The 25,351-nt window shown below is 71.3% G+C and carries 22 protein-coding genes and 1 pseudogene; all 23 read left to right on the top strand.

Annotated elements, in window-relative coordinates:
- The first annotated feature begins 57 nt into the window (after positions 1–57).
- Positions 58–2,712 (top strand): alanine--tRNA ligase, encoded by a 2,655-nt coding sequence (gene alaS / locus GQQ95_RS10635; RefSeq protein WP_157427647.1) that lies wholly within the window; start codon positions 58–60, stop codon positions 2,710–2,712.
- Between the two features lie 7 nt (positions 2,713–2,719).
- Positions 2,720–3,196, top strand: a complete 477-nt coding sequence (ruvX, locus tag GQQ95_RS10640) for a Holliday junction resolvase RuvX (protein WP_157427648.1) — start codon at positions 2,720–2,722, stop codon at positions 3,194–3,196.
- Between the two features lie 176 nt (positions 3,197–3,372).
- On the top strand, positions 3,373–4,719 hold the full coding sequence (gene mltG / locus GQQ95_RS10645) for an endolytic transglycosylase MltG (RefSeq protein WP_157427649.1): 1,347 nt from the start codon (positions 3,373–3,375) through the stop codon (positions 4,717–4,719).
- Entirely contained in the window at positions 4,712–5,545 is an 834-nt protein-coding gene (locus GQQ95_RS10650) for a shikimate dehydrogenase (protein WP_246205401.1), read from the top strand. Before mltG ends, GQQ95_RS10650 begins: the two co-directional genes overlap by 8 nt.
- 21 nt (positions 5,546–5,566) lie before the next feature.
- A complete protein-coding gene (aroC, locus tag GQQ95_RS10655; protein WP_157427651.1) occupies positions 5,567–6,787 on the top strand; it encodes a chorismate synthase in 1,221 nt (406 codons plus the stop codon).
- Positions 6,780–7,310, top strand: a complete 531-nt coding sequence (locus GQQ95_RS10660; protein WP_246205403.1) for a shikimate kinase — start codon at positions 6,780–6,782, stop codon at positions 7,308–7,310. The genes aroC and GQQ95_RS10660 overlap by 8 nt, the downstream gene beginning before the upstream one ends.
- Positions 7,307–8,392, top strand: a complete 1,086-nt coding sequence (gene aroB, locus GQQ95_RS10665; protein ID WP_157427652.1) for a 3-dehydroquinate synthase — start codon at positions 7,307–7,309, stop codon at positions 8,390–8,392. Before GQQ95_RS10660 ends, aroB begins: the two co-directional genes overlap by 4 nt.
- Positions 8,393–8,453: 61 nt before the next feature.
- A complete protein-coding gene (locus tag GQQ95_RS10670; RefSeq protein ID WP_157427653.1) occupies positions 8,454–8,894 on the top strand; it encodes a type II 3-dehydroquinate dehydratase in 441 nt (146 codons plus the stop codon).
- 75 nt (positions 8,895–8,969) lie between these two features.
- Positions 8,970–9,533 carry an elongation factor P gene (gene efp / locus GQQ95_RS10675; RefSeq protein WP_157427654.1) on the top strand — a complete coding sequence of 188 codons (564 nt, stop codon included), beginning with the start codon at positions 8,970–8,972 and terminating at the stop codon, positions 9,531–9,533.
- Positions 9,533–9,946, top strand: a complete 414-nt coding sequence (gene nusB, locus GQQ95_RS10680) for a transcription antitermination factor NusB (RefSeq protein WP_157427655.1) — start codon at positions 9,533–9,535, stop codon at positions 9,944–9,946. Before efp ends, nusB begins: the two co-directional genes overlap by 1 nt.
- 267 nt (positions 9,947–10,213) lie before the next feature.
- Positions 10,214–10,726 carry a DoxX family membrane protein gene (locus GQQ95_RS10685; RefSeq protein ID WP_157427656.1) on the top strand — a complete coding sequence of 171 codons (513 nt, stop codon included), beginning with the start codon at positions 10,214–10,216 and terminating at the stop codon, positions 10,724–10,726.
- Between the two features lie 151 nt (positions 10,727–10,877).
- A pseudogene (pyrR, locus tag GQQ95_RS10690) lies at positions 10,878–11,420 on the top strand (bifunctional pyr operon transcriptional regulator/uracil phosphoribosyltransferase PyrR); the annotation flags it as partial.
- Positions 11,417–12,367, top strand: a complete 951-nt coding sequence (locus GQQ95_RS10695; protein WP_157427658.1) for an aspartate carbamoyltransferase catalytic subunit — start codon at positions 11,417–11,419, stop codon at positions 12,365–12,367. The pseudogene pyrR and the gene GQQ95_RS10695, both read left to right, overlap by 4 nt.
- Positions 12,367–13,710, top strand: coding sequence for a dihydroorotase (locus tag GQQ95_RS10700; RefSeq protein ID WP_157427659.1), 1,344 nt, complete (start codon positions 12,367–12,369; stop codon positions 13,708–13,710). Before GQQ95_RS10695 ends, GQQ95_RS10700 begins: the two co-directional genes overlap by 1 nt.
- Positions 13,703–14,260 carry a PH-like domain-containing protein gene (locus tag GQQ95_RS10705; RefSeq protein ID WP_212275393.1) on the top strand — a complete coding sequence of 186 codons (558 nt, stop codon included), beginning with the start codon at positions 13,703–13,705 and terminating at the stop codon, positions 14,258–14,260. Before GQQ95_RS10700 ends, GQQ95_RS10705 begins: the two co-directional genes overlap by 8 nt.
- A complete protein-coding gene (gene carA, locus GQQ95_RS10710; protein ID WP_212275395.1) occupies positions 14,253–15,410 on the top strand; it encodes a glutamine-hydrolyzing carbamoyl-phosphate synthase small subunit in 1,158 nt (385 codons plus the stop codon). Before GQQ95_RS10705 ends, carA begins: the two co-directional genes overlap by 8 nt.
- Entirely contained in the window at positions 15,410–18,697 is a 3,288-nt protein-coding gene (gene carB, locus GQQ95_RS10715; RefSeq protein ID WP_157427660.1) for a carbamoyl-phosphate synthase large subunit, read from the top strand. Before carA ends, carB begins: the two co-directional genes overlap by 1 nt.
- A complete protein-coding gene (gene pyrF / locus GQQ95_RS10720) occupies positions 18,694–19,581 on the top strand; it encodes an orotidine-5'-phosphate decarboxylase (protein WP_157427661.1) in 888 nt (295 codons plus the stop codon). Before carB ends, pyrF begins: the two co-directional genes overlap by 4 nt.
- On the top strand, positions 19,574–20,491 hold the full coding sequence (gene gmk, locus GQQ95_RS10725; protein ID WP_157427662.1) for a guanylate kinase: 918 nt from the start codon (positions 19,574–19,576) through the stop codon (positions 20,489–20,491). Before pyrF ends, gmk begins: the two co-directional genes overlap by 8 nt.
- 65 nt (positions 20,492–20,556) lie before the next feature.
- Positions 20,557–20,814 carry a DNA-directed RNA polymerase subunit omega gene (gene rpoZ, locus GQQ95_RS10730; RefSeq protein WP_055857586.1) on the top strand — a complete coding sequence of 86 codons (258 nt, stop codon included), beginning with the start codon at positions 20,557–20,559 and terminating at the stop codon, positions 20,812–20,814.
- Positions 20,815–20,825: 11 nt separating this feature from the next.
- A complete protein-coding gene (gene coaBC / locus GQQ95_RS10735; protein ID WP_157427663.1) occupies positions 20,826–22,124 on the top strand; it encodes a bifunctional phosphopantothenoylcysteine decarboxylase/phosphopantothenate--cysteine ligase CoaBC in 1,299 nt (432 codons plus the stop codon).
- Positions 22,125–22,142: 18 nt separating this feature from the next.
- On the top strand, positions 22,143–23,336 hold the full coding sequence (gene metK, locus GQQ95_RS10740) for a methionine adenosyltransferase (RefSeq protein ID WP_157427664.1): 1,194 nt from the start codon (positions 22,143–22,145) through the stop codon (positions 23,334–23,336).
- A 1-nt stretch (position 23,337) separates the two neighbouring features.
- Positions 23,338–25,293, top strand: coding sequence for a primosomal protein N' family DNA-binding protein (locus GQQ95_RS10745; RefSeq protein ID WP_157427665.1), 1,956 nt, complete (start codon positions 23,338–23,340; stop codon positions 25,291–25,293).
- Positions 25,294–25,351 lie beyond the last annotated feature (58 nt).

The following is a 25,351-nucleotide window of genomic DNA, read 5'->3' on the forward strand; positions in this document are numbered from 1 at the left end:
ACCCCAACTCGATCCCACCCGGAGCCGCGCTCCGGCAGCAGAACCCAGAACGGAATCATGCAGACCGCAGACATCCGCCAGCGCTGGCTGGACTTCTTCGCACGACGTGGCCACACCGTCGTGCCGTCCGCCCCGCTCGTCTCCGACGACCCGACGCTGCTGTTCACGGTGGCGGGCATGGTGCCGTTCGTGCCGTACCTGACGGGCATCGTGCCCGCGCCGTACCCTCGTGCCACCAGCGTGCAGAAGTGCATCCGCACGAACGACATCGAAGAGGTCGGCAAGACTCCTCGGCATGGCACGTTCTTCCAGATGAACGGCAACTTCTCGTTCGGCGACTACTTCAAGGAAGGCGCGATCACGTTCGCGTGGGAGCTGCTCACGACGCCTGAGGACGACGGCGGATACGGCTTCCGGCCCGAAGACCTCTGGGTCACCGTGTACGAGGAGGACGACGAGGCGATCGACCTCTGGAAGAAGGTCGCGGGCCTGCCCGAGGAGCGCATCCAGCGCCTCGGCAAGGACACCAACTACTGGCACACCGGACAGCCCGGCCCCGCCGGCCCCTGCTCCGAGATCTTCTTCGACCGCGGCCCGGCCTACGGCATCGACGGCGGACCGGCGACCGACGACGATCGCTATGTCGAGATCTGGAACCTCGTCTTCATGCAGTACCTCATCGACGACGTGACGTCCAAGACGGACTTCCGCATCGTGAAGGAGCTGCCCAAGAAGAACATCGACACCGGCATGGGCCTCGAGCGCGTCGCGTTCATCAAGCAGGGCGTCGAGAACATGTACGAGATCGACCAGGTGCGCCCGGTGCTCGACCGCGCGGCCGAGATCTCCGGCCGCGCCTACGGTGCGAACCACGAGGACGACGTGCGCATGCGCGTCATCGCAGACCACGTCCGCTCCTCGCTCATGCTCATGAGCGACGGCGTGAGCCCGTCGAACGAGGGGCGCGGCTACATCCTGCGTCGCCTGCTCCGCCGCAGCATCCGCGCCATGCGCCTGCTCGGCGTCGAGGAGCCGACGTTCCGCGAACTCTTCGCGGCGTCCCGCGATGCGATGAAGGCGGCGTACCCTGAGGTCGCGCGGGACTACGCGCACATCGAACAGCTCGCCGTCGGCGAGGAGGAGACCTTCCTCCGCACGCTCGCGGCCGGCACGTCGATCCTCGACGGCGCCGTCAGCGAGACGAAGGCGGCGGGCAAGGCGCAGCTCGCGGGCAACACCGCGTTCCTGCTGCACGACACCTACGGATTCCCGATCGAGCTCACCCTCGAGATGGCCGACGAGGCCGGCATCACGGTCGACCGCGGCGCGTTCGACGAGCTCATGACGGCGCAGCGCACGCGCGCCAAGGCCGATGCGAAGTCGAAGAAGAAGGTGCTCGCCGACCTCTCCGTCTACGGCGATTTCCGCGCCAAGGGGGAGACGGTCTTCACGGGCTACTCCGAGCTGATGACGGAGTCGAGCGTGCTCGGCATCCTGGTCGACGGCCACCCGGTCGCCGCGGCGATCGCGGGCCAGGTCGCGGAGGTCATCCTCGCCGAGACCTCGCTCTACGCCGAGTCCGGCGGACAGGCGCCCGATCAGGGCCGCATCGTCGGCGACGGCTTCGAACTCGAGGTGCTCGACGTGCAGAAGCCGGTCAAGGGACTGATCAGCCACACGGTCAAGGTGCTCTCGGGCGAGGTCGGCGTCGGCGTGCCGGCGACCAGCGTCGTCGACGAGGAGTACCGCCGCGGGGCCACGCAGGCGCACTCGGGCACGCACCTCGTGCATGCCGCGCTCCGTCAGGTGCTCGGCCCGAACGCGCACCAGTCCGGCTCGTTCAACAAGGCCGGCTACCTGCGCCTCGACTACGGCTGGAACCAGGCGCTCTCGCCCGAGACGCGAAGCGAGATCGAGGAGATCTCCAACAACGCCGTGCGCGACAACCTCGAGGTCGTCACGCGCGAACTGCCGCTCGAGGAGGCCAAGGCGCTCGGTGCCATGGCGCTCTTCGGCGAGAAGTACGGCGACGTCGTGCGCGTCGTCGACATCGGCGGGCCGTGGTCCCGAGAGCTCTGCGCCGGCACGCACGTGCGCTCCAGCGCCGAGGTCGGCATGATCAACATCATCGGCGAGTCCTCGGTCGGCGCATCGAACCGCCGCGTCGAGTCCCTCGTTGGGCTCGATGCCTTCCGCCGGTTCGCCGCCGAGCGCGCGCTCGTGTCCGAGCTCACGTCGAACCTGAAGACCCGGCCCGACCAGCTCGTCGAGCGCGTCGGTGATCTCGTGTCGAGCCTCAAGGCCGCCGAAAAGCGCATCGCGCAGTTCGAGGCCCGGGCGCTGAACGACCGAGTCCCGGCGCTTGCGGCGAACGCCGTCCGCACGGGCGACGTGCTGCTCGTGGCCGAGACCGTCGGCTCGCTGGGCTCGGGCGACGAACTGCGCTCGCTCGCGACCGCGGTTCGGGGCAAGCTCGGCGACGCGGCATCCGTCGTGGCCCTGACGGCCGAGGTCGGCGGCAGGCCGGTCGCGATCGTCGCGACCTCGCCCGCCGCGCGCGAGGCCGGAGCGAACGCGGGTGCGCTCGCGAAGACGATGGCCGGCGTGCTCGGCGGCGGTGGCGGCGGCAAGCCCGACCTGGCACAGGGCGGCGGCAGCGACGTCTCCGCGATCCCTGCTGCGCTCGACGCCGTCCGGCGCCAGTTCGCGTAGGCGCTCGATGCGTTCCGGGGTGCGGCTCGGCATCGACGTCGGCCGTGTGCGCATCGGAGTCGCCCGGAGCGATGCGGGCGGCATGATGGCCGTGCCCATCGAGACCGTTGCGCGTGCGACTGACGGCGATGCCGACATCCGGCGCGTGCTCGAGCTCGCAGCCGAGTACGGGGCGTTCGAGCTCGTGGTGGGGCATCCGCTGTCGATGTCGGGTGCCTCGACGCCGTCGACGGAGGACGCGGTGGGCTTCGCCGAGCAATTGGCGGAGACCGGCGCGGACGTGCGGCTGGTCGACGAACGGCTCTCGACGGTGAGCGCCCAGCAGGCGCTGCGGGCCTCGGGACGGTCGACTCGCACCCAACGTCCGGTCGTCGATCAGGTCGCAGCCGTTATCATTCTGCAACACGCACTCGACAGCGAGCGGACCTCCGGGAACCCTCCCGGACGCGCGCTCCGATCCGACGAAGGGCCCTCCACCCTGTGACTCAGCTCCCCCCAGAGCGCCGAGACCCCACCCCTCAACGTGCAGCCACCGACTGGCATGCGCTGCTCAACGGTGAGGCCCAGGCGGATGCCGCGCGCCGAGCGGCGGCCGCACAGAACCCGCCGCAGCCGGCGGACGCCGTTCCGGCACGTGCCGCGGGAGACCCGGCGAAGCCGATGACACGGCGCGAACTGCGCGAGCTCGAGCAGCGCCAGCAGGCCGAGGAGGAGCAGGCGGAGCGCGCTGCGGCGTCGCCGCCGGAACCGCTCGCATCGCCGTCGGTGCCCGCCCCGCAGGCCGAGCCGTTCGAGCGCCTCGTGCAGCCGGCCGCCGCCGCGGCAGCATCGCCGGCCGGTGCGCCGCCTCCGGCCGAGGCACCGGTCGATCCGTTCGTCGCCTCCCGGGTCGACCGACGTGCGGACGCCTACGACGAATACCACGAGCCGAAGCGCAAGCGGCGCGGTCCGTGGGGCTGCCTCATCGGCCTACTCATCGTCGCCGGGCTCGCCGCCGGTGCGGCGTTCTTCCTGCAGGGACCGATCACGGCCGCGATCGACTACTTCACGCCCGCTGAAGACTACGAGGGCGCCGGGACGGGCGAGGTCACCTTCATGATCCACGAGGGCGATACCGGCTCGGACATCGCCGAGAACCTGGTGGCCGATGACGTGGTCGCCTCGTACGACGCCTTCTACGACCTGCTCCTCGCGCAGAGCCCCGAGCCCGAGTTCCAGCCGGGCGCGTACCGACTGGCGAACCAGATGAGCTCCCAGGCGGCGCTCGACGCGCTCACCGACCCGGCGAACAAGCTCGAGAACACCTTCGTGATCCCCGAGGGCACGGCCCTGCCCGACGTGCTGGTCTCGGCCTCCGAGGGCACCGGCATCCCGCTCGAGGAGTTGCAGGCCGCTGCCGCCGAACCGCCGCAGGACTACGGACTGCCGGCCGAGGCCACCTCGCTCGAGGGGTTCCTGTTCCCCGCGACCTACACGCTGGACCCCGGCGTGGACGCGCGCGGGGTTCTCCAGACGCTCGTCGACCGACAGTTCGAGGCGTTGGACGCCGCCGGGGTTCCCGAGGCGGATCGCTGGAAGACCGTCATCCTCGCCTCGATCGTGCAGCGCGAGGCCGGGTCGAACCAGGCCGACTTCCCGAAGATCGCCCGCGTGTTCCAGAACCGGCTCGACCAGGGCATCAACCTCGAGTCCGATGCGACCGTCGCCTACGGCACGGGCAATCTGCACACGGTCTGGACCACCGACGAGGAGCGCGCCGACGCCGGCAACCCGTACAACACCTACGCGAACCCCGGCCTCCCGGTCGGCCCGATCGGAAACCCCGGGGACGTCGCGATCGCCGCGGCACTTCGTCCGGCCGAGGGCACCTGGCTGTTCTTCGTCCCCGTGAACCTCGAGACCGGCGAGACCGTGTTCTCGACCACGGTCGAGGAGCATGACGCCGCCGTCGCACGCCTGCAGGAGTGGTGCGCCGCGAGCGAGGAGAACGCGGCCTACTGTGAGTGACCGCGCCACCCGGCTCGGGGTGCTCGGTTCCCCGATCGCGCATTCGAAGAGCCCCGGGCTGCATCTCGCCGCGTATCGCCGGCTCGGGCTGGAGTGGTCGTACGAGCGCGTGGAGATGGACGGCGCCGGCGTCGGCGAGTACGTGCGGACCCGTGACGCGACCTGGCGCGGCCTGTCGCTCACGATGCCGTTGAAATACGACGTGGTGCCGGCACTCGACGAGATCGACGTCGTCGCCCGGCTGACGGGCGCGGCGAACACGGTGCTGCTCGATGACGGTCGCCGTCTGGGGTTCAACACCGACGTCGGCGGGATCGTCCGCTCGCTGGCGGAGGCCGGCCTGCACGAGGCCCGCTCGGCGATCATCGTCGGGGGAGGTGCCACGGCGGCGTCCGCCCTGGTTGCCGTCGCCGAGCTCGGGGTCGCGCACGTCCGCCTGCTGCTCCGACGTCCCGAGGCGGGGGAGCCGCTCGTCGAGCTCGGTCGTTCGGTCGGCGTCGTTGTGGAGCCCGAGCACATCGGCGCCCTGGCCGACGCCGCGCCGGTGGACCTGGTCGTCAGCACGCTCCCGGGTGGAACCGATGCCGGCGTCGCGGCATCCGTCGATCTCGTCGGGGGAGCGCTGCTGCTCGACGTCGCGTACGCGCCCTGGCCGACGCCACTCGCCTCGCACTGGATCATCGCCGGCGGTCGCGTCATCGATGGCAGCGGCATGCTCCTGCACCAGGCCCTCCTGCAGGTGCGGATCTTCGTCGGCGGGGATCCCGCCGCGGTGCTGCCGGACGAGGCGGCGGTGCTGGACGTCATGCGCGAATCCCTCCGCTGAGCCTGTGGAAGGATAGACGCCATGCTCCGTTGGCTCACTGCCGGAGAGTCGCACGGCCCTGAGCTCGTCGCGATCCTCGAGGGTCTTCCCGCCGGTATCCCCGTTTCACTCGATGACATCCGTGCCGACCTGGCGCGCCGCAAACTCGGCTACGGCCGGGGCGCGCGCATGAAGTTCGAGCAGGACGAGCTCGCGATCTCCGGCGGCGTGCGCCACGGGCTCAGCCTCGGTGGGCCCGTCGCGCTGCGCATCGGCAACACCGAATGGCCGAAGTGGCAGGAGGTGATGAGCCCCGAGCCCATCGACCCCGCGAGGCTCGGCCGCGGGCGCGGCGCGGCACTGACGCGGCCCCGACCCGGCCATGCCGACCTCGTCGGCATGCAGAAGTACGGCTTCGACGAGGCGCGCCCGGTGCTCGAACGCGCCAGCGCCCGCGAGACGGCCGCACGCGTCGCCCTCGGCGCCGTCGCGCGCAGCTTCCTCGAGGGGCTCGGCATCCGCCTCGTCGCCCACACGATCGCCATCGGTCCCGTTCGCGTGCCGGAGGGCCGGCCGCTGCCGCTGCCCGGCGACGTCGACGTGCTCGACGCTGATCCGCTCCGCTGCTTCGACGAGGAGACGTCGGCGCTCATGGTCGCCGAGGTCGACGCGGCCCACAAGGACGGCGACACGCTCGGCGGGGTCGTCGAGGTGCTCGCCTACGGCGTGCCGCCCGGCCTCGGGTCCCACGTGCACTGGGACCGCCGGCTCGACTCGCAGCTCGCGGCGGCACTCATGGGCATCCAGGCGATCAAGGGCGTCGAGGTCGGCGACGGCTTCGAGACCACGCGACGTCGGGGCTCGGCCGCGCACGACGAACTCCACCTGGCCGACGGTCGCATCGTCCGGGCCAGCGACCGCGCGGGCGGCACCGAGGGCGGCATGTCCACGGGCACCGTGCTGCGCGTGCGCGCCGGCATGAAGCCGATCGCGACGATTCCGCATGCCCTTCCGACGGTCGACGTGGCCACCGGCGAGGCGGCGGCCGCCCACCACCAGCGCTCGGATGTCTGCGCGGTCCCCGCGGCGGGCGTCGTCGCGGAGGCGATGGTGGCGCTGACGCTGGCGAACGCGGTGCTCGAGAAGTTCGGCGGCGACTCCATCGTCGAGACGAGACGCAACCTCGACGGCTACCTCGCGGCGATCCCGGAATCGCTCCGTTCCGAGGTCGCCTCGGCGGAGGCTCCCGACCTCCGTGGGTGACGCCGTGGAGCCACCGACGACGATCGGGCTCCCGGTCGTGCTGATCGGCCCGATGGGCGCCGGCAAGTCGCGCGTGGGCGCACGGCTCGCGGCATCGGTCGGCGCTCCCTTCATCGACACCGATGCGCGGGTCGAAGGACGGTACGGCCCGATCGATCAGATCTTCACGCGCGAGGGCGAGGAGTACTTCCGCATCGTCGAGCGCGAGCTCGTCGCGGAGGCGCTGCACGCCGAGGCCGTGATCTCCCTCGGCGGCGGCGCGGTCCTGCACGCGGACACGCGGCGCGACCTCGCCGACCTCCCGGTGGTCTGGCTGCAGGTGTCCGCGGACGCCGTGGCGGCGCGCCTGGCGGGCGGCAACCGGCCCCTGCTCGCCGGCGGCGGCCTGACCAGGTGGACCGCGATCCAGGAGGAGCGGGCCCCGGTCTACGCGTCGCTCGCCGACCTCACGATCGACACCTCGCGCCGCTCGGTCGCACGCATCGTCGAACAGATCACAGAGCACTTCGGAGGAACACGATGACGGCACCCGATTCGACCACGACCATCCGCGTCGGCGGAGACGAGGGGTACGACGTCGTCATCGGCGACGGCGTCCTCGCCGGCCTCGGCGACGCGCTCGGGCCGGCGGTGAAGAAGGTGCTGGTCGTGCACCCGTCCACGCTCGGTGCTCGCGCCGCAGCGTTGCGCGAGTCGCTCCAGGATCGCTTCGAGGTCCTGCTCGCCGAGATCCCCGACGCCGAGGCGGGCAAGCGCATCGAGGTCGCGGCGTTCTGCTGGCAGGTGCTCGGCCAGGCCGACTTCACGCGCACCGACGCCGTCGTCGGCATCGGCGGCGGCGCCGTCACCGACCTCGCCGGCTTCGTCGCCGCGACGTGGCTTCGCGGCGTGCGCGTCGTCCAGGTGCCGACGACCGTGCTCGGCATGGTCGACGCGGCCGTCGGCGGCAAGACCGGCATCAACACGAACGAGGGCAAGAACCTCGTCGGCGCGTTCCATCCGCCCGCCGCGGTGCTCTGCGACCTGGACCTGCTCGACACCCTTCCGCGCAACGAGATCCTCGCCGGGTTCGCCGAGATCGTGAAGGCCGGCTTCATCCGCTACCCCGAGATCCTCGACATCATCGAAGCCGACCCGGATGCCGCGACCGACCCCGCCAGCCCGCAGTTCCGCCGCGTGGTCGAGCTCGCGATCCGGATGAAGGCCGACGTCGTCTCCGAGGACCTCACCGAGCAGGGCCTGCGCGAGATCCTGAACTACGGGCACACCCTCGGACACGCGGTCGAGCACGCCGAGCGCTACCAGTGGCGCCACGGTGCGGCGATCTCGGTGGGCATGGCCTTCGCCGCCGAGCTCGGCCGGTTGTCGGGGCGGCTCTCCGACGAGGTCGCCGACCGGCATCGCAGCATCCTCGAGCTCCTCGGCCTGCCGACGACGTATCCGGCGGGCCGTTGGCCGACGCTCCTCGCGACCATGCAGCGCGACAAGAAGTCCCGCGCGGGCCAGCTGCGCTTCATCGTGCTCGACGACCTCGCCAAGCCCACGGTGATGCTCGCGCCCGACCAGTCGCTGCTCTTCGCGGCGTACCAGGAGATCGCATCCTGACCCCGATCGGGCCTGCCGCGAGGCGACCGGCGAGCGGATGCCGCGCCGATAGGCTTGCCGCATGACGACGATCCTCGTGCTGAACGGCCCGAACCTCGGACGCCTCGGCACCCGGGAGCCCGAGGTCTACGGCAGCGAGAGCCTCGCCGACATCGAGGCGCAGCTCGCGGCATCCGTGCCGGAGGGCGTCGAGATCGACCTGCGGCAGACCGACGACGAGGCCGAGCTGGTCGGGTGGATCCACGAGGCCGTCGACCGCCGGGTGCCCGTCGTGCTGAACCCTGCCGCCTTCACGCACTACAGCTACGCGCTTCGCGATGCCGCCGCGCAGCTCAAGCAGGCGGGCGTCCCGCTGATCGAGGTGCACCTCTCGAACCCGCATGCCCGCGAGACGTTCCGGCACACGAGCGTCATCTCGGGCATCGCGACGGGCGTCATCGCCGGCTTCGGGTCGGGCTCGTACCGGCTCGCGGTCGACGCCGTCCTGCGTTCGCTCGGGTGAGTCGACTACACTCGATCAGTCGCATGCCTTCGCCGTGCGCCCGCAACTTTCCTCGAATCGAACGGAATCACCTCCATGGCAAGCACCGCTGACATCAAGAACGGCGTCGTCCTCTCCATCGACGGCCAGCTCTGGAGCGTCATCGAGTTCCAGCACGTCAAGCCGGGCAAGGGCGGTGCGTTCGTGCGCACCAAGCTCAAGAACGTGGTGTCGGGCAAGGTCGTCGACCGCACGTACAACGCGGGCGCCAAGATCGAGGTCGAGAACGTCGACCGCCGGGACTTCACGTACCTCTACGCCGACGGCGACGGCTTCGTGTTCATGGACACCTCCGACTACGACCAGATCACGGTCCCCGGCACGGTCGTCGGCGACGCCGCGAACTTCATGCTCGAGAACCAGTCGGTCACGGTCGCGCTGAACAACGGCAACCCGCTCTACGTCGAGCTGCCCGCATCCGTCGTGCTCGAGATCACGTACACCGAGCCCGGCCTGCAGGGCGACCGCTCGACCGGCGGCACGAAGCCCGCGACCGTCGAGACCGGCTACGAGATCCAGGTCCCGCTGTTCCTCGAGACCGGCACGAAGGTCAAGGTCGACACTCGCACGGGCGACTACCTCGGGCGCGTGAACGACTAGTGAGCGCACGTACGAAGGCGCGCAAGCGCGCCCTCGACCTGCTGTACTCCGCGGACATGCGGCAGGTCCCCGTCGAGCAACTGCTCGTGGTCGAGGCCGAGCGCGCCGCGGGGGAGCCCGAGCGCCAGACGTCCTGGCTCTACGCGCGCGAGATCGTCGACGGCGTCGTCGACCATCGTGAGGAGATCGACGAGCTGATCACGACGCACTCGCGGGGGTGGACCCTCGAGCGCATGCCCGCCGTCGACCGGGCGCTGCTCCGCATCGGGGCGTGGGAGATCCTCTACAACGACCAGGTGCCCGATCCCGTCGCGATCTCCGAGGCGGTCGAAGCCGCCACCGTCCTCTCGACCGACGATTCGGCGGGCTTCGTCAACGGGCTCCTCGCCGCGATCTCGCACTCGAAGGCCTGATCCGCCGCCCCTGATCCGTCCTCGAAGGCCGGGTGCCGCGCGTCCCACGACGCGTCGCACCCGGCCTTCCGCGTCGTCACCGCGGAGTCTCGTGGGGGGCTCCCGCGGGCCCGGGCTCGGTGGCTGCCCGGAGGGGAGGCCAGCGACGCCCCTGACGGACGTTCAGCGATGGCCCCGACGCACGACGTCGCTGCTCGCGATGGGATTGGCCTCGGCGCCGATTCACGGCTGCCGCCTCCGATCCCATCGCCTCCGAAAGGCCCCTCCATGTCCAGCACCACCCTCGCCAGCGGCCGCACGTCGACCGCGCAGACCCTCGACTCCATCCTCGATCGCGCGGACGCCGCCCAGGCGGTGGTGCAGCGCTTCCTCGCCCGGACCGCCGAGCCGGCGCTCCGCATCAGCCTCGGGCTCGTCTTCCTCGTCTTCGGCGTCCTCAAGTTCTTCCCGGGCGTGAGCCCCGTCGAGGGCCTCGTCGGTCGTACGTGGAACGCGCTCTCGTTCGGCGTCATCGACGGGTCCGCGGCGATGATCCTCACCGGGGCGCTCGAGACCTTCGTCGGCCTCGCACTCGTGACCGGGCTGCTCCTGCGGATCGGCCTGCTCGTGCTGGCCGGCACGTTCATCGGGATCTTCTCGCCCCTCGTTTTGTTCGGCTCCGAGGCCTTCGGCGCCACCGGGCCGACCCTCACCGGGCAGTACATCCTGAAGGACGTGGTGCTGGTCGCCGCCGCGATGGTCGTCGCCGCCGCGGCGCTGAAGCGGCCGATCCGTCGGTGATCGCGCCCGCGCGCCTCCGGACTAACCGCCGCAGCGCGGCCCCGTATCGTGCGGGGCCGCGCTGCGTCGCGTGTCCCGGGGCCGGGCACTGGTAGGCTCGGAGGACTGGCAACCTTGAAGACCGTCCCGTGAGGCGGAGAAGGGAGTCGCTTCCGTGCGCATCGTGCTCACCCAAGCTGACGTTCAACGGGCGTTGACCCGCATCGCACATGAGATCCTCGAGTCCAATCGAGGCGCCGAGAATCTCCTCCTCCTCGGCATCCCGACGCGGGGCACCGTGCTCGCGAAGCGCATCGCCGCCGTCATCCACCGCATCGAGCCGTCGGCGCCCGCCGAACTCGCCGGGTCCCTCGACGTGACGATGTACCGCGACGACCTCTCGCGCAGCGGCATCCGCATGCCCTCGCCGACCGAGATCCCGGCGTCCATCGACGGCCGCACCGTCGTGCTCGTCGACGACGTGCTCTACTCCGGTCGCACCATCCGCTCGGCGTTCGACGCGCTGAGCGACCTCGGGCGTGCCCGGGCCGTCCGCCTCGCGGTCCTGGTGGATCGCGGCCACCGGGAGTTCCCGATCCGAGCTGACTTCGTCGGCAAGAACCTGCCGAGCGCCGCGAGCGAGCGCATCAACGTGCGCCTCTCCGAGACCGACGGCGTCGAGGACCACGTCTCGATCGAGGGAGGCGTCGAATGAGGCACCTGCTCAGTACGCGGGAGCTGGCCCGCGACGAGGCCATCGCCCTGCTCGACATCGCCGAGGACATGGCCGCCGTGCAGCACCGCGAGGTCAAGAAGCTGCCGACGCTCCGCGGCAAGACCGTCGTGAACCTCTTCTTCGAGGACTCCACGCGCACGCGCATCTCGTTCGAGGCGGCCGCCAAGCGGCTTTCGGCCGATGTCATCAACTTCAGCGCGAAGGGATCGAGCGTCTCGAAGGGCGAGAGCCTGAAGGACACCGCGCAGACGCTGCAGGCCATGGGCGCCGACGGCGTCGTCATCCGCCATCCCTCCTCGGGGGCTCCATACACCCTCGCGACGAGCGGGTGGATCGACGCCGGCGTCGTGAACGCCGGCGACGGCACCCACGAGCACCCCACCCAGGCGTTGCTCGACGCCTTCACGATGCGCAGCCGGCTGCACGGCGCGGCGAGCAGGGGCCGCGGCCTCGACGGCGTGCGCGTCGTCATCGTCGGCGACATCCTGCACTCGCGCGTGGCCCGCTCGAACGTCTGGCTGCTGGCGACGCTCGGCGCCGAGGTGACCCTCGTCGCGCCCCCGACGCTCGTGCCGGTCGACACCGGGGGCTGGCCGGCATCCGTCGTCTTCGACCTCGACGAGGCGCTCGCGAGCGGACCCGACGTGGTCATGATGCTCCGCATCCAGGCGGAGCGGATGCACGGCGCGTTCTTCCCGAACAGCCGCGAATACGCACGAACCTGGGGGCTGGACGATGCCAGGTTCTCCCAGTTGCCCACGGCTACGATGGTCATGCATCCCGGACCGATGAACCGAGGGCTGGAGATCTCCGCCCTCGCGGCGGACTCCGCGCAGTCCACGGTCAGGGAGCAGGTCGCGAACGGAGTATCAGTGAGAATGGCCGCCCTGTACCTTCTGCTCTCGAGCGAACGAGGTGAGGCCTGATGGGCGAATCGTTCGTCATCACCGGCGCGACCCTCCCGACGGGTGAGCGCGCCGACATCCGGCTCGACGGCGGCATCATCGCCGAGGTCGGGAGCATCGCGGATGCCGCGGGGGCGACGGTCATCGACGCCGACGGCCTCATCGCGCTTCCCGGCCTCGTCGACCTGCACACGCATCTCCGCGAGCCGGGCTACGAGCAGTCCGAGACGGTGCTCACGGGCACGCAGGCCGCCGCGGCGGGCGGATTCACCGCGGTGTTCGCGATGGCGAACACCTCGCCGGTCGCCGACACCGCGGGCGTCGTCGAGCAGGAGGCGAGCCTCGGGCTCTCGGCCGGCTACGCCACCGTGCAGCCGATCGGCGCCGTCACCGTCGGCCTCAAGGGCGAACTGCTCGCCGAACTCGGCGCCATGGCGAGGTCCCGCGCGAACGTGCGCGTCTTCAGCGACGACGGGTTCTGCGTCTTCGACCCGCTGCTCATGCGTCGCGCCCTCGAGTACGTCAAGGCCTTCGACGGCGTGATCGCCCAGCATTCGCAGGAACCGCGTCTCACGCAGGGCGCCCAGATGAACGAGGGCGCGCTCTCGGGCGAACTCGGGCTCGCGGGCTGGCCGGCCGTCGCCGAGGAGTCGATCATCGCCCGTGACGTGCTCCTCGCGGAGCACGTGGGCAGCCGCCTGCACGTGTGCCACGTGTCCACCGCCGGTTCCGTCGAGGTCATCCGCTGGGCCAAGGCCCGCGGCATCGACGTGACCGCAGAGGTCACGCCCCACCACCTGCTGCTGACCGAGGACCTCGTCTCGAGCTACGACCCGCGCTACAAGGTGAACCCCCCGCTGCGCCGCGCCGAGGACGTCGAGGCGCTGCGCACCGCCCTCGCCGACGGCACGATCGACATCGTCGCGACCGACCACGCGCCGCATCCGGTCGAGGCCAAGCAGAGCGAATGGGATGCCGCGGCCAACGGCATGGTCGGGCTCGAGTCCGCGCTCTCGGTCGTGCATGCGTCGGTGGTCGAGACGGGCCTGCTCGACTGGGCCGACGTGGCGCGCGTGCTCTCCTCGGCGCCGGCCCGCATCGGCCGCCTCCGCGGGCAGGGCGAGGCCATCGAGGTCGGCGCGGCTCCGGAACTCACGCTCTACGACCCGGCGGCGGCATCCGAGTTCGGACTCGACCGGTTGGCCGGGCGGAGCGTGAACTCCCCGTACCTCGGGCGCCTGCTCCCGGGCCGCGTGGTCGCGACCTTCCACTCGGGCTACGCCACGCTCCTCGACGGCATCGTGCAGCCCGCCGACGAGGTCGCTCGGCTGGCGACGGCGAGTACCGGGGGTGCCCGTGGATAAGTGGATCGGTGCCGTCGTCGCCATCGTCGTCGTCGCCGTCGTGGTGTGGCTCGGGTACCGCGCCTGGCGGCGCCGGGTCGTCCGCGACGAGACGCTCTCCGCGTACCCGCTGCCGGCGTCCATCGGCCCGGTGCGCTACGAGACCGAGGTGCTCTACGTCGCGACGACGCCCGTCGGGTCGCCGCTCGAGCGCCTCGCCGTCGAGGGGCTCGCGTTCCGCGGGTCCGGTCGCGTCGAGGTCCTCGCCGAGGGCCTCGTCCTGCGCATCGCCGGCGAGCGCCCCTCCTTCGTCCCGGCCGATCGGCTCGTGGCCGCGGGGGAGGCGACCTACGCGATCGACCGGGGCGTCGAGCCCGGCGGTCTCGTCGCGATCAGCTGGATCGTGAACCTCGACGAGCCGGCCCCCGACCGCGTGGCGCCGTACGTCGACAGCTACCTCAGGGCCCGGCATCCGGGCGACTCGGCTCGGATCATCGACGCCGTCAACGACATCGCTGCAGCGCGCCCCGTGCTGCAGCCCCACCAGGAGAGCGAGGCCTCGGATGACTGAGACCACCACCCGACTGCACGAGCCGGCCGTGCTCGTGCTCGAAGACGGCACCCGGTTCGAGGGCCGTGCCTACGGCGCCCGCGGACGCACGCTCGGCGAGGCCGTGTTCGCGACCGGCATGACGGGCTACCAGGAGACGCTGACCGACCCCTCGTACGCAGGGCAGATCGTCATGATGACCGCACCGCACATCGGCAACACGGGCATGAACGACGAGGACATGGAGTCGGCCCGCATCTGGGTCGCCGGCTTCGTGGTGCGGGACCCCTCCCGAGTCGTCTCGAACTTCCGCTCGCAGCGGAGCCTCGACGACGACCTCCAGGCGGCCGGCGTGGTCGGCATCAGCGGCATCGACACGCGTGCGCTGACGCGCCACCTGCGCTCCGCGGGCGCCATGCGTTCCGGCATCTTCTCGGGGGAGGCCGCCGCGCTCACGCACGGCGAGCAGCTCGAGCTCGTGCAGAGCACCATCGAGATGACCGGCCGCAACCTGTCGGACTCGGTCTCGACGGCCGAGCGGTACGAGCTCCCCGCCAAGGGCGAACGCGTCGGATCCGTCGCGGTGCTCGACCTCGGCGTCAAGACGTCGACCCTGAACTTCCTCGCGGAGCGCGGTTTCGACGTGAAGGTCCTCCCGCAGTCCGTCACGGCCGAGGAGGTGCTCGCCGAACGCCCCGACGCGCTGTTCTTCTCGAACGGGCCCGGGGACCCCGCGGCATCCGATCGCCATGTCGAGATCCTCCGGAGCTCGCTTCGCGCCGGCGTGCCGTACTTCGGCATCTGCTTCGGCAACCAGCTGCTCGGGCGCGCGCTCGGCTACGGCACGTACAAGCTGCCCTTCGGCCACCGCGGCATCAACCAGCCCGTCGTCGACAAGGCGACCGGCCGCGTCGAGATCACCGCGCACAACCACGGCTTCGCCGTCGACGCTCCGATCGACCGCATCAGCGAGTCGAGTGAGGGCTTCGGCCGTGTCGAGGTCAGCCACGTCGACCTGAACGACGACGTCGTCGAGGGGCTCAACTGCCTCGACATCCCCGCCTTCTCGGTGCAGTACCACCCGGAGTCCGCGGCCGGTCCGCACGACGCCAACTACCTCTTCGACCGGTTCCGCGACATGGTCATCGCGAGCAAGGAGAACCAGGCCTGATGCCCAAGCGCGACGACATCAACAGCGTCCTCGTCATCGGATCCGGTCCGATCGTCATCGGACAGGCGGCGGAGTTCGACTACTCCGGCACCCAGGCGTGCCGGGTCCTCCGCGCCGAGGGGGTGCGCGTCATCCTCGTGAACCCGAACCCCGCGACGATCATGACGGATCCCGACTTCGCCGACGCGACGTACATCGAGCCCATCACGCCCGAGATCATCGAGTCGATCATCATCAAGGAGCGCCCGGATGCGGTGCTGCCGACGCTCGGAGGCCAGACGGCGCTGAACGCGGCGATCGCGCTGCACGACGCCGGCATCCTGCAGAAGCACGGCGTCGAGCTCATCGGCGCCAAGGTGGAGGCCATCCGCAAGGGCGAGGACCGCCAGCTGTTCAAGGACCTCGTCATCGAGGCCGGCGCCGGCGTCGCCCGATCGCACGTGGCCAAGACGCTCGATGATGCGAAGACCTTCGCCGAAGACCTCGGCTACCCGTTGGTCGTGCGTCCGTCGTTCACGATGGGCGGCCTCGGGTCGGGCTTCGCGTACACCGAGGAGGACCTCGTGCGCATCGTCACGCAGGGCCTGCACGACTCGCCGACCACCGAGGTGCTCCTCGAGGAGTCGATCCTCGGCTGGAAGGAGTACGAGCTCGAGCTCATGCGCGACACGGCCGACAACACGGTCGTCGTCTGCTCGATCGAGAACGTCGACCCCGTCGGCGTGCACACGGGCGACTCGATCACCGTGGCGCCGGCGCTCACCCTCACCGACCGCGAGTACCAGCACCTCCGCGACATCGGCATCGAGATCATCCGGCGCGTGGGCGTGGACACCGGCGGCTGCAACATCCAGTTCGCCATCGACCCCGCCGACGGGCGCGTCATCGTCATCGAGATGAACCCGCGCGTCTCCCGGTCGTCGGCCCTCGCCTCCAAGGCCACGGGCTTCCCGATCGCGAAGATCGCCGCGAAGCTCGCCATCGGCTACCGGCTCGACGAGATCCCGAACGACATCACGCGCGTCACGCCGGCCAGCTTCGAGCCGACGCTCGACTACGTCGTGGTCAAGGTGCCGCGGTTCGCGTTCGAGAAGTTCCCGGCCGCCGACCCCACCCTCACGACCACCATGAAGTCGGTCGGCGAGGCCATGGCGATCGGGCGCAACTACGCGACCGCCCTCCAGAAGGCGCTGCGCTCGCTCGAGAAGCGCGGATCCTCCTTCCACTGGGGCGAGGAGCCCCGCACGGCCGAGGAGCTCCTCGAGGAGTCGCGCATCCCGACCGACGGGCGCATCGTGCTCGTGCAGCAGGCGCTCCGCAAGGGCGCGTCGATCGAGCAGGCTTTCGAGGCCACGAAGATCGACCCGTGGTTCCTCGACCAGATCGTGCTCATCAACGAGGTCGCCGAGCAGGTCGCGGCAGCCGAGAACCTCGACACCGACCTGCTGCTGCTCGCGAAGGACCACGGGTTCTCCGACGCGCAGATCGGCCAGCTCCGCGGGTTCGGCGAGGCCGACGCCCGCGAGGTGCGGCACATCCTCGGCATCCGTCCGGTCTTCAAGACCGTCGACACGTGCGCGGGGGAGTTCCCGGCGCTCACGCCGTACCACTACTCGAGCTACGACTTCGAGACCGAGGTCGCACCGTCCGACCGCCGCAAGGTCGTCATCCTCGGTTCCGGCCCGAACCGCATCGGCCAGGGCGTCGAGTTCGACTACTCGTGCGTGCACGCCTCGTTCGCACTGTCGGCCGCGGGCTTCGAGACGATCATGATCAACTGCAACCCCGAGACGGTCTCCACCGACTACGACACGAGCGACCGGCTCTACTTCGAGCCGCTCACGCTCGAGGACGTGCTCGAGGTCATCCACGCGGAGTCGCAGTCGGGCGAGCTCGTCGGCGTCGTCGTGCAGCTCGGCGGCCAGACCGCGCTCGGACTCGCCAAGGGCCTCGAGGCGGCCGGGGTCCCCATCCTCGGCACCACCCCCGACGCGATCGACCTCGCCGAGGAGCGAGGCCTCTTCTCGGGTATCCTCGACCAGGCGGGCCTCCTGGCGCCGCGCAACGGCACCGCGACCGACCTCGCCGGCGCCGTGCAGATCGCCGAGGGCATCGGGTATCCCGTGCTCGTGCGGCCGAGCTACGTGCTCGGCGGCCGCGGCATGGAGATCGTCTACGACTCCCCGTCGCTCGCCGACTACTTCGCCCGCATCGAGGGCCAGGGCATCGTCGGACCGACGCATCCGCTGCTCGTCGACCGGTTCCTCGACGACGCGATCGAGATCGACGTCGACGCGCTCTACGACGGCACCGACCTCTACATCGGCGGCGTCATGGAGCACATCGAGGAGGCCGGCATCCACTCGGGCGACTCGAGCTGCACGCTGCCCCCCGTCACGCTCGGCCGTGCCGAGATCGATCGGGTCCGCGAGGCGACGCGTTCGATCGCCGCGGGCATCGGCGTGAAGGGCCTGCTGAACGTCCAGTTCGCGATCGGCGCGGGCGTGCTCTACGTGCTCGAGGCGAACCCGCGCGCGAGCCGCACGGTGCCGTTCGTCTCCAAGGCGCTCGGCATCCCGCTCGCGAAGGCCGCCTCGCGCATCATGGTGGGCGCCACCGTGGCCGAGCTCATCGCCGAGGGCATGCTCCCCGCATCCGACGGCTCCCGCGTGCCGCTCGACGCACCGGTCGCCGTGAAGGAGGCCGTGCTGCCGTTCCACCGGTTCCGCACGAAGGAAGGGCTCATCGTCGACTCGGTGCTCGGCCCCGAGATGCGCTCGACCGGAGAGGTCATGGGCATCGACCGCGACTTCCCGCGTGCGTTCGCGAAGAGCCAGCTCGCCGCGTACGGCGGCATGCCGACCGGTGGCACCGTGTTCGTGTCGGTGTCCGACGGCGACAAGCGCGCCATCATCCTGCCGATCCTCCGCCTGCACCAGCTCGGCTTCGAGATCGCCGCGACGGAGGGCACCGCCGAGGTGCTGCGCCGCAACGGCATCGCCGCGCGAGAGGTGACGAAGTACAGCGAGAAGGCGAACGAGGACGCGGTCTCCGTGGTGGAGCTCATCCACCGCGGCGAGGTCGCGCTCGTCGTGAACACGCCGAGCGGCCGTTCGGCGCGTGCCGACGGCTACGAGATCCGCGCCGCGGCGGTGTCCTCCGACATCCCGCTCTTCACGACGATCGCCGAGCTCGCGGCCGCCGTCGCCTCGATCGACGCGAGCGGTGAGCCCTTCGAGGTGACGAGCCTGCAGGAGTACGCGCTCCGTCGCGGGGCCACCGCATGAGCGCGCCCGGCACCGTGATCCCCTTCGGCGAGCGGCTCGAGGCCGTCTTCGCCGCGTACGGCCGGCTCTGCGTCGGCCTCGACCCGCACGCCTCGCTCCTCGACCAGTGGGGGCAGCCCGATTCCGCGGAGGGCCTCCGGGAGTTCGGCCTGCGCGTGATCGAGGCCGCCGCGGACCGCGTCGGCATCCTGAAACCCCAGATCGCCTTCTTCGAGCGCCACGGCGCCGCCGGGTACGCCGTGCTCGAGCGACTCCTCGCGGAGGCCCGCGATGCCGGGATGCTCGTGATCGCCGACGTGAAGCGCGGCGACATCGGGTCGACCGTCGAGGCGTACGGCGAGGCCTGGCTGCGTCGCGGGTCGAGCCTCGAGGCCGACGCCATGACCATCAGCGCCTACCAGGGGCTCGGGTCGATCGAGCAGGTCATGCTCGCGGCCGAGGCCGGCGGCAAGGGCCTGTTCGTGCTCGCCGCGACCTCGAACCCCGAGGCATCCGCGATCCAGCGGGCCGTGCTGCAGCAGTCCAGTCGCGCCGGTCACACCGTCGCCGGCGCGATCACGCAGGGAGTCATCGGCTGGAACCAGTCGCGGTCGGATGCCGCGAGCCGGGCGCTCGGCTCCGTCGGCGTCGTCTTCGGCGCCACGACCGACCTGCGCGCCGCGGGGATCCCGACCGACGTCGAGCCGCCGCGGCCCGGGCTCCCCGTGCTCGCGCCCGGGTTCGGCCACCAGGGCGCCGAGCCCGGCGATCTCCGGGCGCGTTTCGGGGCGTACGCCGCCGGGGTGATCGCGAACGAGTCGCGCTCGCTCCTCTCGGCCGGCCCCGACGGCATCGGCGACGCGATCGCGCGCCGTGCCGACGAGTACGGAGCCGTCGGTGCCTGAGGCCGTGCACAGGTCGACGCCCCCCGAGGTCGACCGCGTCGCCGCCTCGCGCGCGGCGGTCGCCGCCCGGCGCGCCCGGGCGTCCGTGAAGGCCGCCATCGCGGCGGGGGAGCGGAGCCCGCTCGACGTGCTCCGGGTCGCGTTCGAGGACGCGGAATCGCCCGAGGGCCGACTGCGCGTGACCGAGTACCTGACCTCGATCCCGGCGATCGGCGTGACGAAGAGCGCCCGCATCCTCGAGGACCTCGAGATCTCCAGCGCCAAGCGCCTCGGTGGGCTCGGCCGGCTCCAGCGACGCCGGCTCCGGGAGTTCGTCGCAGCCTGGATCTCCTCGCACGGCGGCACGGGCGACCGCCTCGTCGTCCTGGCGGGCCCGACCGCCGTCGGCAAGGGCACCGTCGCGTCGTACATCAGACGGCACCATCCCGAGGTCCGGCTGTCCGTGTCGGCGACGACCCGGGCGCCGCGCCCCGGCGAGGTCGAGGGCGAGAGCTACTTCTTCGTCGACGATGCGGAGTTCGACCGCCTCATCGAGGCCGACGAACTCCTCGAGTGGGCGACGGTCCACAACGCGTACCGGTACGGCACGCCGAAGGCTCCGGTCGAGGCCGCGATCGCCGCAGGCGACAGCGTGCTGCTCGAGATCGACATCCAGGGCGCACGCGCGGTCCGTCGCGCGATGCCCGAGGCGACGCTCGTCTTCCTGCTCCCGCCGTCCTGGGACGAACTGGTGCGCCGGCTCGTCGGCCGCGGCACCGAGAGCCCGGCCGAGCAGCAGCGCCGTCTCGAGACCGCGAAGGTGGAGCTCGCGGCCGTCGACGAGTTCGATCACCAGGTCGTCAACCACGACGTGCCCGAGGCCGCGCAAAAGGTCGTAGACTTGATGCGACCCCGTTCAGGGCGGCGTTGAGCTGCCCGGGTCACGGTTTTCCGGCGCACGCGAGGTGCGCATGTTCGTTTCGAAGGAGTATCTCCATGGCTGAGAAGCTGTCCGGCATCATCGACCCGCCCATCGACGACCTGCTCTCCAAGGTCGACTCGAAGTACCAGCTGGTGATCTTCGCGTCCAAGCGCGCCCGTCAGATCAACGACTACTACGCCGACCTCCACGAGGGAAGCCTCTTCGACAACGTGGGTCCGCTGGTCGACTCGTCGATCGACGACAAGCCGCTCTCGGTGGCGATGCACGAGATCAACGAGGACAAGCTGGTGCTCCGCCCCCTCGGCGAGTAAGCACGGCAAGGATGTCGCGGCTCAACATCGTCGTCGGCATCACGGGCGGCATCGCGGCGTACAAGGCCGTCGGCGTCGTACGTGCGCTGGTGCTCGCCGGGCATGACGTCCACGTCGTGCCGACCGAGGGAGCCCTGCGCTTCGTCGGTCGACCGACCCTCGAGGCGATCTCCCGCAACCCCGTGCACGTCGATCTCTACGAGGGGGTCTCCGAGGTGCGGCACGTGGCGATCGGCCAGGCCGCCGACCTCATCGTGATCGCACCGGCGACCGCGAACACGATCGCCAAGCTCGCCGCCGGCCTCGCCGACGACCTCCTCGGCAACACGGTCCTCGCGAGCGAGGCGCCCATCGTCATCGCCCCGGCGATGCACACCGAGATGTGGGCGAACCCCGCGACCCGCACGAACGTCGCCACGCTCCGCGAGCGCGGCGTGACGGTCGTCGGCCCCGCGGTCGGCCAGCTCACGGGCGCCGACAGCGGCCCCGGACGCATGGAGGAGCCCGACGTCATCGTCGAGGCGGCGCTCGCACGCGTGGGGGCGTCCGCTCGTCGCGACCTCGCGGGGCGGCGCGTCGTGGTCACCGCGGGCGGCACGCGCGAACCGCTCGATCCCGTGCGCTTCCTCGGCAACCGCTCCAGCGGCAAGCAGGGCGTGGCCCTCGCGGAAGCCGCGCGGGCGCGAGGAGCCGAGGTCACCCTGATCGCGGCGAACCTCGAGGTCGCCGATCCCGTCGGTTGCGGCATCCGCCCGGTCTCGACGGCCGCCGAGCTGCAAGCCGCGGTCATCGAGGAGGCGCTCGGCGCCGATGTCGTGGTGATGGCGGCCGCTGTGGCCGACTACCGTCCCGCCACGGTGAGCGAATCCAAGATCAAGAAGCAGCCGGGCGAGGACGGACTGACGCTCGAACTCGTCCGCAACCCCGACATCCTCGCCGAACTCGGGCATGCGCCGCACGACGGCACGCTGCTCGTGGGGTTCGCCGCCGAGACCGAGCCCGACGACGAGCGCCTCGTCGCGCTCGGAGCCGCGAAGCTCGAGGCGAAGGGCGCCGACCTGCTCGTCGTCAACCGCGTGGGGTGGACCGAGGGCTTCGCCCGAGACGAGAATCGCGTCGTCATCCTCGGCGCGGGCGGGGCGGTCCTCGATCGCAGCGCCGGCAGCAAGATGTCGGTGGCCGACGCCATCCTCGATGTCGTGGCACGTCATCTGGGCGGCGAGCCCGATGGCGCGGCAGATACGCTGGGCGCGTCGGACCCGGTGCCCGCCGCCTCGGCGGTGCGTGCCGACACCCGTTCTCGCTCCTGACGAAAGTAGACCGCGCCCATGAGCCAGCTCCGCCTCTTCACCTCCGAGTCGGTCACCGAGGGTCACCCCGACAAGATCTGCGACCAGATCTCGGACTCGATCCTCGACGCCCTGCTCCGCGAGGATCCGAAGAGCCGTGTCGCCGTCGAGACGCTGGTCACGACCGGGCTCGTGCACGTCGCCGGAGAGGTCAGCACGTCGGGGTACGTCGAGATCCCGGCGATCGTGCGCGAGCGCGTCACGTCCATCGGCTACGACTCGTCCGATGTCTGGTTCGACGGCCGCTCGTGCGGCGTCTCCGTGTCGATCGGGGGCCAGTCGCCCGATATCGCCCAGGGCGTCGACGATGCGTTCGAGTCGCGGGAGCGCTCGAGCGAGGACGCCCTCGACAAGCAGGGCGCCGGCGACCAGGGCATCATGTTCGGGTACGCCACGCGTGAGACGCCGCAGTTGATGCCCGTGCCGATCTGGATCGCGCACCGACTCGCCGAGCGGCTGACCGAGGTGCGCAAGCGTGGAGAGCTCGACTATCTCCGTCCCGATGGCAAGACGCAGGTGACGATCGGCTACGAGGGGCAGGTCCCGCGCACCATCGAGACCGTCGTGCTCTCCACGCAGCACTCGCCGAAGGTGTCGACCGAGCGGCTGCGCGCCGAGGTCGAGGAGCTCGTCATCACCCCGGTGCTCGAGCAGGTCGAGCTGGCCCGTCCCGAGCTCGCGGTCCTCATCAACCCGACCGGCCGGTTCGAGATCGGCGGGCCGCAGGGCGACGCCGGGCTCACCGGCCGCAAGATCATCATCGACACGTACGGCGGCGCGAGCCGCCACGGCGGCGGCGCGTTCAGCGGCAAGGACCCGTCGAAGGTCGACCGCTCGGCGGCGTACGCCATGCGCTGGGTCGCGAAGAACGCCGTCGCCGCCGGCCTCGCCGACCGGCTCGAGGTGCAGGTCGCCTACGCCATCGGCAAGGCGGCCCCGGTCGGCCTCTACGTCGAGACGTTCGGCACCGCGCACGTCCCCGAGGACCGCCTCATCGAGGCGATCCGGGAGGTGTTCGACCTGCGTCCGGCGGCCATCATCCGGGACCTCGACCTCCTGCGGCCCATCTACGCGCAGACGGCCGCCTACGGGCACTTCGGTCGGGAGCTCCCCGACTTCACGTGGGAGCGACTCGACCGGGTCGACGATCTTCGCGCCTCCGCCGGACTCTGACGTGACGGGCGGCTCCGTCGCCAGGGTGCTCGTCGATTCCCCGCTCCCGCAACTCGATCAGCTCTTCGACTACCGGGTCCCCGACCGGCTGCGGGATGCGGCCAAGCCGGGGGTCCGCGTTCGCGTGCCGCTCCGTTCGGGCGGCCGCATCGCCAACGGGTGGCTCGTCGAGCTGGTGGCGTCGAGCGAGTTCGAGGGACGCCTCAGCGACCTCGAGGACGTCGTGTCCGAGGTGCCGCTGCTCACCCCCGAGGTCTGGGCGCTCGCGCGCGCCGCGGCCGACCGGGCCGCGGGCAACGCCAGCGACGTGCTCAGGCTCGCGGTCCCGTCGCGCTACGTCCGGGTCGAGCGCGCCTGGGCGGGCGCCGAGCCCGACGCCGGGCCGCTGCCGAGCACACCTCCCCCAGTCCACGGCGCTGCCGAAGGACGCATCGAAGCGGGTCTCCGTTCGGGGGAGCGCATGTGGTTCGCGGCCGATCCCCGGCCCGTCCGACTCGAGACGGGAGCCTGGGTCGGGGCATGGGCGGTGACGATGGCGCAGGCTGCGGCGCACGTGCTCGCCGACGATCGATCCAGCCTGCTCATCGTTCCCGACTATCGCGACCAGGAGCAGCTGCAGGCCGCGCTCGAGGCGCACCTCGATGCCCGGCGCATCATCCGCACGGACGCGAGGCAGAGCGGCGGCGCCCGCTTCCGGTCCTTCCTCGACGCGACCGGCGCCGATGCGCGCGTGGTCATCGGCAATCGGTCGACGGTCTACGCGCCCGCGGCACGACTCGGCCTGATCGCCATGTGGGACGACGGCGACTCGCTCATGAACGAGCAGCTCGCTCCGGGCGTCCATCCGCGCGATGCCGCGCTCATCCGGCAGGAGCAGTCCGGTGCGGCGCTCCTCTTCGTCGCCCACTCGCCGAGCGTCGAGCTGGCCCGTCTCGTGGAGATCGGCTGGGTGCGCGAGATCCCGGGCGCCAGGAACGCACGCCCGCGCGTGATCCCCACCGAGCACCAGGCCGCGCACGAGCCGGGGTCGGCCCGCATCCCGTCCGCCGCGTGGCGGCAGGCGCAGGAGGCGGTTCGCGAGGGTCCGGTCCTCGTGCAGGTGGCCAGGCCGGGCAACGCCCCGCTGCTGGCGTGCGACCGCTGCCGCGAGCCCGCGCGGTGCGCGACCTGCGGCGGCGGCCTGGCGATCCCGCGCGAGGGCGGGGTGGCGAGGTGCGTGCTCTGCGGCACCACCGCCAACGGTTGGGCCTGCCCCACCTGCGAGGGCACACGCCTCCGCGCCGTGACCATCGGCGCGAGCCGGACGGCCGAAGAGCTCGGCCGGGCATTCCCGAACACCCGGGTCGTGCTCTCCGACGGCGAGAAGCCGGTGCTCCGCGTCGGCGCCGAGTCGGCACTGGTGGTCGCCACCAGGGGCGCCGAGCCCATCGCCGACGGCGGCTACCGCGCGGTCCTCCTGCTCGACGGGGAGCGGATGCTGCTGCGCGAGTCGTTGCGCGTCGCCGAGGACTGCCTGCGCTGGTGGTCGAATGCCGCGGCGCTCGTCGCTCCGGGGTCGCCGGTCTTCCTGGTCGGCGTTGGCGGCGCCCTCGCCACGGCGCTCACGACCTGGCGGCAGGGCGACTGGGCCTCGGCCGAACTGGCGTCGAGGCGCGCCCTTCGATTCCCGCCGGCGGTGCGCGTCGCGAGCGTCACGGCGTCGACGGCGAACGTGGCCAGGGCGGTGGATGCCGCGAAGGCGATCGACGGCGTCGACGTGCTCGGCCCCACGCCCGTCGACGAGTCGCTCGCTCGGGCGCTCGTCCGATTCGACTACGCGGCCGGCGCGAAGGTCGCCCGGGAACTGCGCTCGGAGATGATCCGGGTGGCGACCGAGCGTCGCAGGCCCGTCGCGGGGCGGCCGGTACGACGTCCGGCCGTCCTGCGAGTGCGGTTCGATGACCCGGAAGTGCCCTGAGGGCTTGACGGGCCGAGGGGCCACGGTCGACCGGGCGGCGCCGTCATCGGACCCCTCC

This window comes from Agromyces salentinus (genome assembly GCF_009749395.1).
In the GTDB taxonomy this organism is placed as follows: domain Bacteria; phylum Actinomycetota; class Actinomycetes; order Actinomycetales; family Microbacteriaceae; genus Agromyces; species Agromyces salentinus.